At 69.3% G+C, this 13,157-nt stretch carries 13 protein-coding genes; 8 read left to right on the top strand and 5 right to left on the bottom strand.

Annotation, left to right across the window (positions count from 1 at the left end):
• Positions 1-32: 32 nt before the first annotated feature.
• The 5 genes from EZ313_RS08415 to EZ313_RS08395 all read right to left on the bottom strand — a co-directional run bounded on the left by EZ313_RS08415 (position 33) and on the right by EZ313_RS08395 (position 5,345).
• Positions 33-797 carry a class II glutamine amidotransferase gene (locus tag EZ313_RS08415; protein WP_135262718.1) on the bottom strand — a complete coding sequence of 255 codons (765 nt, stop codon included), beginning with the start codon at positions 795-797 and terminating at the stop codon, positions 33-35.
• A 27-nt stretch (positions 798-824) separates the two neighbouring features.
• Entirely contained in the window at positions 825-1,040 is a 216-nt protein-coding gene (locus EZ313_RS08410; protein ID WP_135262717.1) for a cysteine-rich CWC family protein, read from the bottom strand.
• Positions 1,041-1,085: 45 nt separating this feature from the next.
• Positions 1,086-2,369 (bottom strand): glutamate carboxypeptidase, encoded by a 1,284-nt coding sequence (locus tag EZ313_RS08405; RefSeq protein WP_135262716.1) that lies wholly within the window; start codon positions 2,367-2,369, stop codon positions 1,086-1,088.
• 61 nt (positions 2,370-2,430) lie between these two features.
• Positions 2,431-4,626, bottom strand: a complete 2,196-nt coding sequence (locus EZ313_RS08400; RefSeq protein ID WP_135262715.1) for a malate synthase G — start codon at positions 4,624-4,626, stop codon at positions 2,431-2,433.
• A gap of 41 nt (positions 4,627-4,667) precedes the next feature.
• Positions 4,668-5,345, bottom strand: a complete 678-nt coding sequence (locus EZ313_RS08395; RefSeq protein ID WP_135262714.1) for a haloacid dehalogenase type II — start codon at positions 5,343-5,345, stop codon at positions 4,668-4,670.
• 208 nt (positions 5,346-5,553) lie between these two features.
• Between EZ313_RS08395 and EZ313_RS08390 the strand changes: the two genes are divergently transcribed.
• From EZ313_RS08390 to rpoN, 8 genes are all read left to right on the top strand, one after another.
• Complete coding sequence (locus EZ313_RS08390) at positions 5,554-6,549, top strand: LysR family transcriptional regulator (RefSeq protein WP_135262713.1); 996 nt, start codon at positions 5,554-5,556, stop codon at positions 6,547-6,549.
• A complete protein-coding gene (locus EZ313_RS08385) occupies positions 6,546-6,998 on the top strand; it encodes a DUF2214 family protein (protein ID WP_135262712.1) in 453 nt (150 codons plus the stop codon). Before EZ313_RS08390 ends, EZ313_RS08385 begins: the two co-directional genes overlap by 4 nt.
• A gap of 44 nt (positions 6,999-7,042) precedes the next feature.
• Positions 7,043-8,716, top strand: coding sequence for an arginine--tRNA ligase (argS, locus tag EZ313_RS08380; RefSeq protein WP_135262711.1), 1,674 nt, complete (start codon positions 7,043-7,045; stop codon positions 8,714-8,716).
• Positions 8,717-8,721: 5 nt separating this feature from the next.
• On the top strand, positions 8,722-9,348 hold the full coding sequence (locus tag EZ313_RS08375; RefSeq protein ID WP_135262710.1) for an SPOR domain-containing protein: 627 nt from the start codon (positions 8,722-8,724) through the stop codon (positions 9,346-9,348).
• A 64-nt stretch (positions 9,349-9,412) separates the two neighbouring features.
• Positions 9,413-10,063: a thiol:disulfide interchange protein DsbA/DsbL gene (locus tag EZ313_RS08370; protein WP_135262709.1), complete on the top strand. Its 651-nt coding sequence runs from the start codon at positions 9,413-9,415 to the stop codon at positions 10,061-10,063.
• 107 nt (positions 10,064-10,170) lie between these two features.
• On the top strand, positions 10,171-10,776 hold the full coding sequence (lptA, locus tag EZ313_RS08365; protein WP_135262708.1) for a lipopolysaccharide transport periplasmic protein LptA: 606 nt from the start codon (positions 10,171-10,173) through the stop codon (positions 10,774-10,776).
• Positions 10,773-11,567 (top strand): LPS export ABC transporter ATP-binding protein, encoded by a 795-nt coding sequence (gene lptB, locus EZ313_RS08360; RefSeq protein WP_135262707.1) that lies wholly within the window; start codon positions 10,773-10,775, stop codon positions 11,565-11,567. The genes lptA and lptB overlap by 4 nt, the downstream gene beginning before the upstream one ends.
• Before the next feature lie 19 nt (positions 11,568-11,586).
• Complete coding sequence (rpoN, locus tag EZ313_RS08355; protein ID WP_135262706.1) at positions 11,587-13,146, top strand: RNA polymerase factor sigma-54; 1,560 nt, start codon at positions 11,587-11,589, stop codon at positions 13,144-13,146.
• Positions 13,147-13,157 lie beyond the last annotated feature (11 nt).

The following is a 13,157-nucleotide window of genomic DNA, read 5'->3' as shown; positions in this document are numbered from 1 at the left end:
CGCGCGCGACGGGATGGCACAGTCCGCTTGGCTCAGCAGAACATCGCGCCGTCCACGAAGACGCGAAGCTCGCCGGGTTGCATCGGCGTCCACTGTTCGTTGGTCGTCAGCGGCGCCGTCACGACCACGGCCACCCTGTCCTGCGGTGTGGTGTGGTGGGAGAAGTCGATCGACAGGTCCTCATCCTTCAGCCGCGCATGCGCGAACGGGTGCTTGCGCTGCACGTGGAAGAGGTTGGTGGCGCAGTGGGCCCACAGCGCCTCGCCGTTGGACAGCAGGAAATTGAAGGGGCCGTGCCGCGCGATCTGCGGCGCCAGCTCGCGCAGCGTGATCGTCAGCTCGGCCACGCTGGGCACGCCCGCGTGCGACTTCCACAGCTCCTGCATGATCCAGCAGAACGCGCGCTCGCTGTCCGTGCTGCCGACCGGCCGGAAGCTCGCATGCAGGCGCGGCTGGAAATCCTTGAGGTCGCCGTTGTGGGCGAACACCCAGTAGCGGCCCCACAACTCGCGCACGAAGGGGTGGCAGTTCTCCAGCGCCACCTCGCCCTGCGTCGCCTTGCGGATGTGGGCGATGACGTTGCGGCTCTTGATGGGGTAGCGGCGGATCAGCTCCGCCACCGGCGACTGCGAAGCCGGCTGGTGGTCCACGAAGTGCCGAAGCCCCAGCCCCTCGAAGAAGGCGATGCCCCAGCCGTCGGCGTGGTGGTCGGTCCTGCCGCCGCGCTGCGCGAACCCGGTGAAGCTGAACGTGACGTCCGTGGGCGTGTTGCAGTTCATCCCGAGCAGCTGGCACATGGGGTGTCGCGATGCTGCCGTCGGCGCTCAGCGGGCGGGCGAGCCCGCGCAGCCGTTGCAGATGCAGGCTCGCCCGCGCGCTTCCTCAGGCAAGGCGCGCAGGGCTTGCGGATCGAAATCGGCCTGCGTGCACCAGCAGGGCGGCTGCGGCCGGCCGGTCTCGCGCTCCACTTCCATGGCGCAGCGGTTGGGCTGGCCGCAGAGCGGGCAGCGGGTCGCGTCGGGAGTCGCTGCAGTGGGCATCGGGGCAGTTTAGACCGCGGCAGGCGCAGGAACGTGCTGCGCGCTTCAGCGCGCCTTGCCGCTGGCCAGGTCCATGATCAGCCGCGTGGCCAGGTACAGCCGCGGCTGGATCGAATCGACCAGGATGTATTCGGAGTTGCTCGAATGCGCGCCGAAGCCCTGCAGGCCGAAACGCTCGATGACGGGCGCCTTGGTCTGCAGCGCGGCGAAGGCCGCATCGGTGCCGCCGCCTTCCGGCTCGGGATCGACCACCAGCTCCTTGCCCAGTTCCTTGTAGATGCGCTGGGCATGCGTCGCCAGCGCGCGCGAGGCCTCGGTGGCTTCCAGCGGCGGCCGGCGGTTCTCGAACTTCACGCTGACTTCCGATTCGGGCAGCAGCTTCTTCTGGATGCGCTCGCGCATGCGCGCTTCCACGCCCGCCAGGTCGGCGGTCTTGAGCAGGCGGATGTCGGCCCAGGCCTGCGCCCCCGGCGGGATCATGTTGCGCACGACCCCGGCCTTGGACACCGTCCAGTTCACCTTGAGCCCGCGCTCGGGCACCGACAGGTCGCGCAACTGCAGCAGCTGGTGCGACAGCTCGTACAAGGCGTTCACGCCGCGCTCGGGCGCGGAGCCGGCGTGCGAGGCGCGGCCGCGCACCGTGAGTTCGGCCAGCGCGATGCCGCTGGTGGCCAGCGAGATCTTGTCCTGCTCGGCGCGCGAGGCTTCGAACGACATCACGGCATCGTGCGCGGCGCCTTCGGCCGTGATCAGCTTGCGCGACGCGGGCGAGCTGATCTCCTCGTCGCCGTTGATCAGCACGGTGAGCAGGCCCCAGTCGGACACGTTGAGCGCCTTGAGCATGGCGACGGTGTGCAGGATCAGCGCCACGCCCTGCTTGTCGTCGGAGATGCCCAGGCCGTACGCCCGGTTGCCGTCGATGCGGAACGGCTGCTGCGCCAGCATGCCCGCCGGGTACACCGTGTCCATGTGGGCGATCAGCAGGATCTTGCTCGTGCCGCTGCCTTTGAAGCTGGCCTTGACCATGCGGCCGATGCCCTCGGGCTTCTCGGGCGTGTCCTCCATGCGGTAGACGTCGGCGGCGTTCGGCTCGACGTACTGCACCTCGCCGCCGAGCGCCTTGAGCCGCTCGCCGATCAGCGTGGACAGCTTGTCGAGCCCGGCGCGGTTGGTGCTGCCGGTCTCGATCTCGACGAGCGTCTTGAGGGTCTCGAGCAGCTTCGGCTGCTCCGCCGCCGCCAGTTGCGACACGCGCGTGTCGGCCGCTTGCGCGAAGGCGCCGGAAGATGCAAAGGCCACCGCGAAGGTGGCCACCAGGTGCTTGATCATGCTCGGTCTCTCGTCGTTGTCGTTGACGAGGAGTCTAGCGAGGCGCCCGCGCGCCGCGGACTCAACCGCGCGCGGCCTTCACCTTCAACCGCCAGGCGTGCAGCAGCGGCTCGGTGTAGCCCGAGGGCTGCTCCTTGCCCTTGAACACCAGGTCCAGCGCCGCCCGGTACGCGAACGAGCTATCCCAGTTGCCGGCCATCGGCTGGTAGAGCGGATCGCCCGCGTTCTGCTTGTCCACCACCGCGGCCATGCGCTGGAAGGTCTCCATCACCTGCTCGCGCGTCACGACGCCGTGGTGCAGCCAGTTCGCGATGTGCTGGCTGGAGATGCGCAGCGTGGCGCGGTCTTCCATCAGGCCGACGTTGTGGATGTCCGGCACCTTGGAGCAGCCCACGCCCTGGTCGATCCAGCGCACGACGTAGCCCAGGATGCCCTGCACGTTGTTGTCCAGCTCCTGCTGGCGCTCCTGCGCGGTCCACTTCGCTTCGGGAACCACCGGAACCTGAAGCAGGCCGGCCAGCAGGTTCTCGCGCTCGGCGTCGGCGCTGGTCTTCTCCAGCTCCTTCTGCACCGCGGCCACGTCGACCTGGTGGTAGTGCAGGGCATGCAGCGTCGCGGCGGTGGGCGAGGGAACCCACGCCGTGTTGGCGCCCGCCTTCGGGTGGCCGATCTTCTGCTCCAGCATCGCGGCCATCAGGTCCGGCATCGCCCACATGCCCTTGCCGATCTGGGCGCGGCCGCGCAGCCCGCAGGACAGGCCGACCAGCACGTTGCTCTTCTCGTAGGCCTGGATCCAGGCGCTGGACTTCATGTCGCCCTTGCGGAACATCGGGCCGGCCAGCATCGCGGTGTGCATCTCGTCCCCGGTGCGATCCAGGAAGCCCGTGTTGATGAACGCCACGCGCGCGGCGGCTTCGGCGATGCAGGCCTGCAGGTTCACGCTGGTGCGGCGTTCCTCGTCCATGATGCCCAGCTTCACCGTGTTGGCGGGCAGGCCGAGCATCTGCTCCACGCGGCCGAACAGCTCACTGGCGAACGCCACTTCGCGCGGTCCGTGCATCTTGGGCTTGACGATGTAGACCGAGCCGGTGCGCGAGTTGCGCAGGCCGTTGGCTCTATCGCCCTTGATATCGTGGATCGCGATGGTGGTCGTGACCACCGCATCGAGGATGCCCTCGGGAATCTCCTTGCCGCCCTCCCACAGGACCGCGGGGTTGGTCATCAGGTGGCCCACGTTGCGCACGAACAGCAGCGAGCGTCCGGGCAGCGACACCGTGCCGCCGTTCGGCGCCGTGTAGACGCGGTCCGGGTTCAGGCCGCGGGTGAAGGTGCGGCCGCCCTTGGTGACCTGCTCGGTGAGGTCGCCCTTGAGGATGCCCAGCCAGTTGCCGTAGGCCAGCACCTTGTCCTGCGCATCGACGACGGCGACCGAGTCCTCGAGGTCGAGGATGGTGGACAGCGCCGCTTCCAGCATCACGTCCGCCACGCCGGCCGGGTCGGTGCTGCCGATCGGGTGCTTGCGGTCGATCACGATGTCCAGGTGGATCCCGTTGTGCCTGATCAGCACCGACGAAGGCGCGGCTGCGTCGCCGCGGTAGCCGGTGAACTGCGCCGGGTCCTTCAGCGCGCTGCTCGTGCCGCCGCGCAGCGCCACCTGCAGCTTGCCTCCTTCGACCTTGTAGCCGACCGCGTCGCGGTGCGAGCCCGACGCCAGCGGCGCGGCCTGGTCCAGCACCTTGCGCGCGTACTCGATCACCTTGGCGCCGCGCACCTCGTTGTACCCCGGGCCCTTCTCGGCGCCGCCGCTTTCGGGAATGGCATCGGTGCCGTACAGCGCGTCGTACAGCGAACCCCAGCGCGCGTTGGCGGCGTTGAGCGCGTAGCGCGCGTTGAGGATCGGCACCACGAGCTGCGGGCCGGCCTGGATCGCGAGTTCGGCGTCGACGTTCGCCGTCGTCGCCTTCACGCCGGCCGGCGGCGGCACCAGGTAGCCGATCTGCTCGAGGAAGCCGCGGTAGGCCTTCATGTCCTGGATCGGGCCCGGGTGCGCCTGGTGCCAGCGATCCAGTTCGGCCTGCAGCCGGTCACGCTCGGCGAGCAGCGCGATGTTCTTCGGCGCGAGGTCGTGGACGATGGCGTCGAATCCCTTCCAGAACGCGGCGCTGTCCACGCCGGTGCCCGGCAGGACCTTGTCCTCGATGAAGCGATGCAGTTCGGTCGCCACCTGGAGGCGGTGGACGGACGTGCGGGCGGTCATGGAAGGCTCCTTGTCGAATCGAATGGAAGAAAAACGAAAAATCAGAAGAAGGCGAGCACGTCGCGCAGCGTCTCGCCGGTGCGCGTGGGCTGCGTGCCCAACTCCTCGAACGGCAGCCGGTAGCGGTTGACCCACAGCGTGCGATAGCCGAACCACGTGGCGGCCAGCGCGTCCCACGAATTGCAGCTGACGAACAGGATGTCCGCGGCGGGCAGCGCGGTGGCCTGAGTGCCGAGTGCATAGGCCTGCGGATGCGTCTTGTACTTGCGCAGCGGATCGACGCTGAGCACGTGGTCCAGCAGCGGCCCGAGCCCCGCGCTCGCCACTGCGGCCTGCAGCATCGGCGGGTCGCCGTTGGACAGGATGCCGGTCACCACGCCGCGCTCGCGCAGCGCCTGCAGCACCTCGCGCGCTTCGCCGAAGGCGGGCAGCTCGTGGTACTGGTGCATCAGCTGCTGCTCGGAGGCTTCGGTGAGCGCAAGCGCCAGCCGCTTGCAGGCGTAGCGCAGGGCGGCCTGGGTCAGCTCCCGGAACGGGCGGTAGTGCGCGCCGTCATTGCTGGTGGTGACCAGCCGGGTGTACTCGATCTGCTTGTCCCGCCAGAGCACGGCCAGCGCCTGCCCCTGGCCGGGGAACAGGCGCTCCGCGAGCGCGCCGATGCCGTACACGTCGAACAACGTGCCGTAGGCATCGAACAGGACTGCGCGCGGCTTCTCCACGCGCGTCACTGTATTTGAACCTCGCCTCAAGGTTTAGACCGTCGCCGGTGATTAGATTGGTGACCTGTGCGCGGGTAATGTCGAGTCAGCTTTTGGTAGCGGCTCGCAAGCCGAGTGGTGTCTGCTGCGTGGCTTCAAACGAACTCGACAGCAAATCGGCGCGGCAATCTCGTAGATTCAGAACCTCCATGCGCATAATCTGCTCGACATGGACAAGCTGAAGCAGCTCGAGTCGTTCGTCTCGGTGGCCACGCGCGGCAGCCTGACGGCGGCGGCCAAGGCCGAGGGTGTCGCGCCCGCGATCATGGGGCGGCGGCTGGACGCGCTGGAAGAGCGGCTCGGGGTCAAGCTGCTGCTGCGCACCACCCGCCGCCTGACACTCACCCATGAGGGCAGCGCTTTCCTGGAGGACTGCCAGCGCCTGCTGGCCGACATCGCCAATGCGGAAGCCAGCGTCAGCGCGGGCGGCGTGAAAGCCAGCGGCCACTTGCGCGTCACCGCGCCGGCCGGCTTCGGCCGCCGCCACGTGGCGCCGCTGGTGCCCCGGTTCCGGCAGCTGCACCAGGACGTGACCATCTCGCTCAACCTGAGCGACCGGGTGGTCGACCTCGCCGCCGAGGGCTACGACTGCGCGGTGCGGGTGGGCGACCTGCCGGATTCATCGCTGGTCAGCGTCCGCATGGCCGACAACCGGCGCCTCTGCGTGGCCACGCCGGAGTACCTGGAGCGCCACGGCACGCCGCAGCATCCGCACGACCTGGCGCGCTTCGATTGCCTCACCCTGTCGAGCGACGCTTCGCAGGTGCGCGGTTGGGCGTTCCGCGTGCCGCGGACCGCCCAAGGGCGGCTCAAGGAAGGCGTCCTTGCGGACGCGGTGTCCTCGAAGGAGAACTGGGAAGTCATCCACTTCCGCCCCGGCGGCCCGCTGGACTGCTCCGACGGGCAGGTGCTGCACGACTGGTGCCTGGAGGGCCACGGCATCGCCTGGCGCAGCACCTGGGAGGTGGAGGCCGAGATCGAATCGGGCCGCCTGGTCGAGGTGCTGGCCGATTTCGCCGCGCCCCCGAACGGCATCTACGCCGTCTTCCCGCAGCGCAAGCACCTGCCGGTGCGGGTGCGGCTGTGGATCGAGTTCCTGAAAGAGCACTTCAGCCGGCCCGAGTTCTGGCGCCACCCCCCGCCGCAAGCCGCCACCACCGAATGACCATCGAAGCCCTGCTCGCCTACGCCCACATCCTGGCCATCCTCACGCTGGTGGTGTTCATCGCCAGCGAGGCGGCGCTGTGCCGGCCCGAGTGGCTCAATGCCGTGGCCGTCGAGCGGCTGGTGACGGTCGACCGCGTCTATGGCATCGCCGCCGGCGCGGTGTTCCTCACGGGCCTGGCGCGCGTGTTCCTGGGCGTCAAGGGCGGCGCCTGGTATGGCGGCAACTGGCTGCTCTGGCTGAAGGTCGCGATGTTCGTGGCGGTCGGAGTGATGTCGATCGGGCCGACGCGCCGCTTCATCGCCTGGCGCAAGGCCCTGCGTGCGGATGGCCGGCTGCCGCCGCCGGAGGAAGTGCGGCAGGTGCGCCGCTCGGTGATGCGGCAGGCGCACATCATCCCGTTGATCCCGCTGGCGGCGGTGTTCCTGGCGCGCGGCTACGGGAACTGATGCGGGAACAAGGGGCGCACGGGCCGCCTCCTTAAAATCCCGCGATGCTCCTCGTGAAAGAAGAACTGCTCGGCGCGCTGGCGTCCGGGCTGGACAGCCTCTCGCCGGGCGCGGGCTCGAAAGCCGCGTTCGAGTCGCCCAAGGTGGCGGCGCACGGCGACCTGGCCTGCACCGCGGCCATGCAGCTGGCCAAGCCGCTCAAGGCCAACCCGCGCCAGGTGGCGGAGAACCTCAAGGCCGCTCTGCTGCAGTCGCCCGCCTTCCAGCACTGGGTCGATGCCGTCGAGATCGCCGGCCCGGGCTTCCTCAACATCCGCCTCAAGCCCGCCGCCAAGCAGCAGGTCGTGCGCGAGGTGCTCGAAGGCGGTCTGCGCTACGGCCACAAGCCCGCGAACGGCAAAAAGATGATGGTGGAGTTCGTCTCCGCCAACCCCACCGGCCCGCTGCACGTGGGCCATGGCCGGCAGGCCGCGCTGGGTGACGCGATCTGCAACCTGTACGCCAGCCAGGGCTGGGACGTCTTCCGCGAGTTCTATTACAACGACGCCGGCGTGCAGATTGCGACGCTGGCCACGTCGACCCAGCTGCGCGCCAGGGGCATCAAGCCGGGCGACTCGCAGTGGCCCGACGCGGCCTACAACGGCGACTACATCCAGGACATCGCCGACGACTTCAAGGCCCGCAAGACGGTCAAGGCCGACGATCGCGAGTTCACCGCCTCCGGCGACGTCGAGGACCTGGAGTCGATCCGCCAGTTCGCCGTGGCCTACCTCCGCCACGAGCAGGACCTGGACTTGCAGGCCTTCGCCGTGAAGTTCGACAACTACTACCTGGAGTCGAGCCTCTACACCAGCGGCAAGGTCGATGCGACCGTGCGGCGGCTGCAGGAGGCCGGCAAGACCTACGAGCAGGACGGCGCGCTCTGGCTGAAGTCGACCGACTACGGCGACGACAAGGACCGCGTGATGCGTAAGTCCGACGGCACGTACACCTACTTCGTACCGGACGTCGCTTACCACATCACCAAGTGGGAGCGGGGCTTTCCGAAGGCCGTGAACATCCAGGGCACGGACCACCACGGCACGATCGCGCGCGTGCGCGCCGGCCTGCAGGCCGCCGGCGTCGGCATCCCGGCCGGCTATCCCGACTACGTGCTTCACACCATGGTGCGGGTGATGCGCGGCGGCCAGGAGGTGAAGATCTCCAAGCGCGCCGGCAGCTACGTGACGCTGCGCGACCTGATCGAATGGACCAGCAAGGACGCGGTGCGCTTCTTCCTGCTCTCGCGCAAGCCGGACACCGAGTACGTGTTCGACGTCGATCTGGCGCTGGCGCAGAACAACGACAACCCCGTGTACTACGTCCAGTACGCCCACGCGCGCATCTGCTCGGTGCTGGCCATGTGGGGCGGCGACGCGGCCACGCTCTCGCAAGCCGACCTTTCGGCGCTGGACAGCCCCGCGGCGTTGTCACTGATGCTGCAGCTGGCCCGCTACCCGGACATGCTGTCTTCCGCAGCCAACGATTTCGCCCCGCACGACGTCACGTTCTACCTGCGCGAGCTCGCCGCGACGTACCACTCCTACTATGATTCCGAGCGCATCCTCGTGGACGACGAGAGGATCAAGCGGGCGCGGCTGGCGCTGGTGGCCGCCACGGCGCAGGTGCTGCGCAACGGGCTGGCGGTGTTGGGTGTCGGCGCACCCGAGAAGATGTGAGCAAGATGTTGAACAGACAGCGTGGCAATGTGCTCGTGGGCATCATCATCGGCGTGGTGCTGGGCCTGGCGGCCGCGCTCGCCGTGGCGGTGTACGTCACCAAGGTGCCGGTCCCCTTCCTGAGCAAGAACCCGGGCCGCACGGCCGAGCAGGACGCGGCCGAGTCGCGCAAGAACAAGGACTGGGATCCCAACGCGCCGCTGTACGGCAAGAACCCGGCCAAGCCACTGCCGCCCGCGCCCGCGGTGGCTGCACCGGGCGCTCCCGGCGCGGCGCCGGCCCCGGCCCAGCGCCCCGCAGCGGTCGCGTCCGCGGCACCGGCAGCGCCCGCCGCTCGGTCGGGCGACCCGCTGGGCGACCTGGCTGCGGCGCGTTCGTCCAGCCCGGGCGCCGATCCATTCCTGTACTTCGTCCAGGTCGGCGCCTTCCGCACGCCCGAGGACGCCGAGGCCCAGCGCGCCAAGCTGTCGCTCATGGGCGTGGAGGCGCGTGTGACCGAGCGCGAGCAGTCCGGCCGCCAGGTGTTCCGCGTGCGCGTGGGCCCGTTCGACCGCAAGGACGACGCCGATCTGAGCAAGCAGAAGCTCGAGGCCGTGGGCCTGGAGACCGCGCTGGTGCGCGTGCAGCGCTGAGCCGCCGCGGAACCTTTCGCGCGCCGCCGGGCTCAGAACCCGAACTCAAGGAGTGCAAACCGAGATGAACCGACGTGAGTTTTCCCAAGGCGTGGCCTGCGTGGCCGCCGTCGCCAGCCTCGGCCTGGGCCCGGCCGCCTGGGCCCAGAAGAAGCCCGAGGACGGCAGCGAGTACAAGACGCTGGACAAGCGGGTGAACACGGAGGCGCCCGCCGGCAAGATCGAGGTCGTCGAGTTCTTCTGGTACGCCTGTCCGCACTGCAACGCCTTCGAGCCGCAGCTGGAGGCCTGGCAGAAGCGGCTGCCCAACGACGTCGCGCTGCGCCGCGTGCCGGTGGCCTTCCGCGACGACTTCGTGCCGCAGCAGCGCCTGTTCTACACGCTCGAGGCCATGGGCAAGCTCGACGAGATGCACCGCAAGGTCTTCCACGCCATCCACGCCGAGAAGCAGCCCCTGAACAAGGAAGACCTGATCCTGGCGTGGGTCGAGAAGAACGGCGTGGACAAGGCCAAGTTCCAGGAGACCTACAACTCCTTCGCCATCCAGACCAAGGCGCGCCGCGCCACGCAGCTGCAGGACGCGTTCAAGGTCGAGGGCGTGCCCGCGCTGGGCATCGCCGGCCGCTGGTACACCGACGGCTCGATGGCGGGCAGCATGCCGCGCGCGGTGCAGGTGGCCGAGTACCTGATCGCCGAGGCCCGCAAGGCGCGCTGACCCGCTCCGCCACGGCTGTCAAGCAGGACCGAGCCCGCTTCGGCGGGCTTTTTCATTGGCGCACCGCGACCCGTCGCTACAATGCGCGAGCAAGATTCATGCCGTTCATGAGACCCACTCTCTTCATCGCCGTGCTGGCCGCCGCCCTGGGCTTACCCGCCCAGGCCGAGCGCGCGGACCGCAGCCAGCCGATGAACATCGAGGCCGACGCGCTGCGCTATGACGACCTGCGCCAGACGAGCGTGTTCACCGGCCGGGTGGTGGTGACGAAGGGAACCATCGTGATCCGCGGCGCCCGCATCGACGTGCGCCAGGACGCGGAAGGTTTCCAGTACGGCGTCGTCACGGCCGAGCCCGGCAAACGCGCCTTCTACCGCCAGAAGCGAGAAGGCGTGGACGAATGGATCGAGGGCGAGGGCGAGGTGATCGAGTACGACGGCAAGGCCGACCGCGTGAAGTTCATCCGCCGCGCCGAGATGCGCCGCTACCGGGGCGCCACCGTCAGCGACGAGATGGTGGGCAGCCTCATCACCTACGACAACACCACGGACGTTTTCACCGTCGACGGCGGACCGGCCTCCGCGACGCCGGGCGGGCGCGTGCGCGCCGTGCTGTCCCCGCGTGAGTCGGCATCGGCCCCGGCGGCACCGCGGCCGGCCACGCCGCCCGCGCAGCTGCGCCAGAGCCCCGCATTGAGCGAGGACCGCCGGTGAGGGTCGACCCCGCGGAAGCCCTCCGGCCCGCCGGAGCCTCGGCCGGGACACCCAGCCGCCTCGAGGCGCGGCACCTGCAGAAGGCGTACGGCAGCCGCAAGGTGGTCAAGGACGTGTCGCTCGAGGTCGATAAGGGCGAGGTGGTCGGCCTGCTGGGCCCCAATGGTGCTGGCAAGACCACGTCCTTCTACATGATCGTCGGGCTGGTCCGCGCCGACGCAGGCTCCATCTCGATCGATGGCCGCGCGGTGGAGCACATGCCGATCCACCGCCGCTCGCGGCTCGGCCTGTCCTACCTGCCGCAGGAAGCGTCGATCTTCCGCAAGCTCAACGTGGCCGACAACGTGCGAGCGGTGCTGGAACTGCAGCACGACGACCACGGCCGCGCGCTGACGCGCGACGCCATCGAGCGGCGGCTGGACGAGCTGCTGGCGGACCTGCGGGTGGACCACCTGCGCGATTCGCCATCGGTGGCGCTGTCGGGTGGCGAACGGCGGCGGGTGGAGATCGCCCGCGCGCTTGCGACCCAGCCGCGCTTCATCCTGCTGGACGAGCCCTTCGCCGGCATCGACCCGATCGCGGTGATCGAGATCCAGCGGATCATCGGCTTCCTGAAGTCGCGCGGCATCGGCGTGCTCATCACCGACCACAACGTGCGCGAGACGCTGGGCATCTGCGACCACGCGTACATCATCAGCGACGGCCACGTGCTCGCCCAGGGCACGCCGGCCGAGATCGTCAACAACGCGGACGTCCGCCGGGTCTACCTCGGCGAGCATTTCCGCATGTGACGCGGCCCCGGCAGTTCCCATGAAGCAGGGCCTTTCGCTTCGCGTCTCGCAGCACCTGGCGCTCACGCCGCAGCTGCAGCAATCGATCCGCCTGCTGCAGCTGTCCACGCTGGAGTTGTCGCAGGAAGTCGAGCAGATGCTCGGCGACAACCCTTTCCTCGAAGTCACGCTCGACGAAGCCCCGCGCGAGGAGTTCGGCCTCGCGCAGGCCGATGCGCCGCCGCCCGAGTCGGAACGCGAGGAAGCCGCGCTGGAATTCGGCTCCTTCGAAGCCGATCGCTCTTCGCCGTCGGCTTCGCTGGAGAGCGACGCCCCCGCCGAGCCGGTGGAAGCGCCGCAGGACTGGGACGGCGACGGCAGCACGGAGGTGGTGCCGGACGACGGCGAGTGGGGTGTCGAGGCGCAGGCGCGCCGCAACAACCTGGGCGGGGACGACGACGTCGACGCCGCCGAACTGGCGCACGGCCACGAGTCGCTGCAGGCCTTCCTGCACCGCCAGGCGCTGTCGCTGCGGCTCGCGCCCGAGGACCAGGCGGCGCTGCGCTTCCTGATCGAGTCGCTCAACGACGACGGCTACCTGGAGGACTCGATCGAGGCGCTGGCCCATGGCCTGGCCCCCGGCCAGGCCGAGCAGCAGGAGGAGCTGGTGCACCGCTTCACGGTGGCGCTGGGGCTGCTGCACCACCTGGATCCACCCGGCGTCGGCGCCCGCTCGCTGGCCGAGTGCCTGACGCTGCAACTGCACGCGCGCAAGGGCGACGCCGACGAGGAAGCGCGGCAGGCGGCGCTGGCCATCTGCAAGCAGCCGATGGACCTGCTGGCGCGCCGCGACGTCAAGCGCCTCGCCCAGCTGTGCGGCGAGACCGAGGCGGGCATCAAGGCCGGCATCGGCCTGATCACGCGGCTGGAGCCCAAGCCCGGCCGCCGCTTCGTGGACGTGGAACGCAACATCGTCGTCCCCGACGTGCTGGTCAGCAAGGTGGGCCGCGGCAACCAGTTCCGCTTTCGAGTGCAGCTCAACCCCGACGTGATGCCGCGGCTGCGCGTGCACGACGTCTACGCCGGCGCGCTCAAGGCGCACAAGGGCGAGGGCCACCAGGCGCTGCAGCAGCGGCTGCAGGAAGCGCGCTGGTTCATCAAGAACATCCAGCAGCGCTTCGACACCATCCTGCGCGTGTCCAACGCAATCGTGGAGCGGCAGAAGAACTTCTTCGTGCACGGCGAGCTGGCGATGCGTCCCCTGGTGCTGCGCGAGATCGCCGACGAGCTCGGCCTGCACGAGTCCACCATCTCGCGCGTGACCACGGCCAAGTACATGGCCACGCCGTTCGGCACCTTCGAGCTGAAGTACTTCTTCGGCTCCGCGCTGGGCACCGAGACCGGCGGCAACGCCTCGTCGACTGCGGTGCGCGCGCTGATCCGCCAGTTCGTCGCGTCGGAAGACCTGAAGAAGCCGCTGTCGGACAGCCAGATCTCCGAGATGCTCAAGGAGCAGGGCATCGAGTGCGCGCGCCGGACGGTCGCCAAGTACCGCGAGGCGCTTCGCATCGCGCCGGCCAACCTGCGCAAGGCGCTTTAGTGTCCTGTCCC

The organism is Ramlibacter henchirensis, from assembly GCF_004682015.1.
Taxonomy (GTDB): Bacteria; Pseudomonadota; Gammaproteobacteria; order Burkholderiales; family Burkholderiaceae_C; genus Ramlibacter; species Ramlibacter henchirensis.
This window is presented reverse-complemented; position numbering and strand designations above follow the sequence as displayed.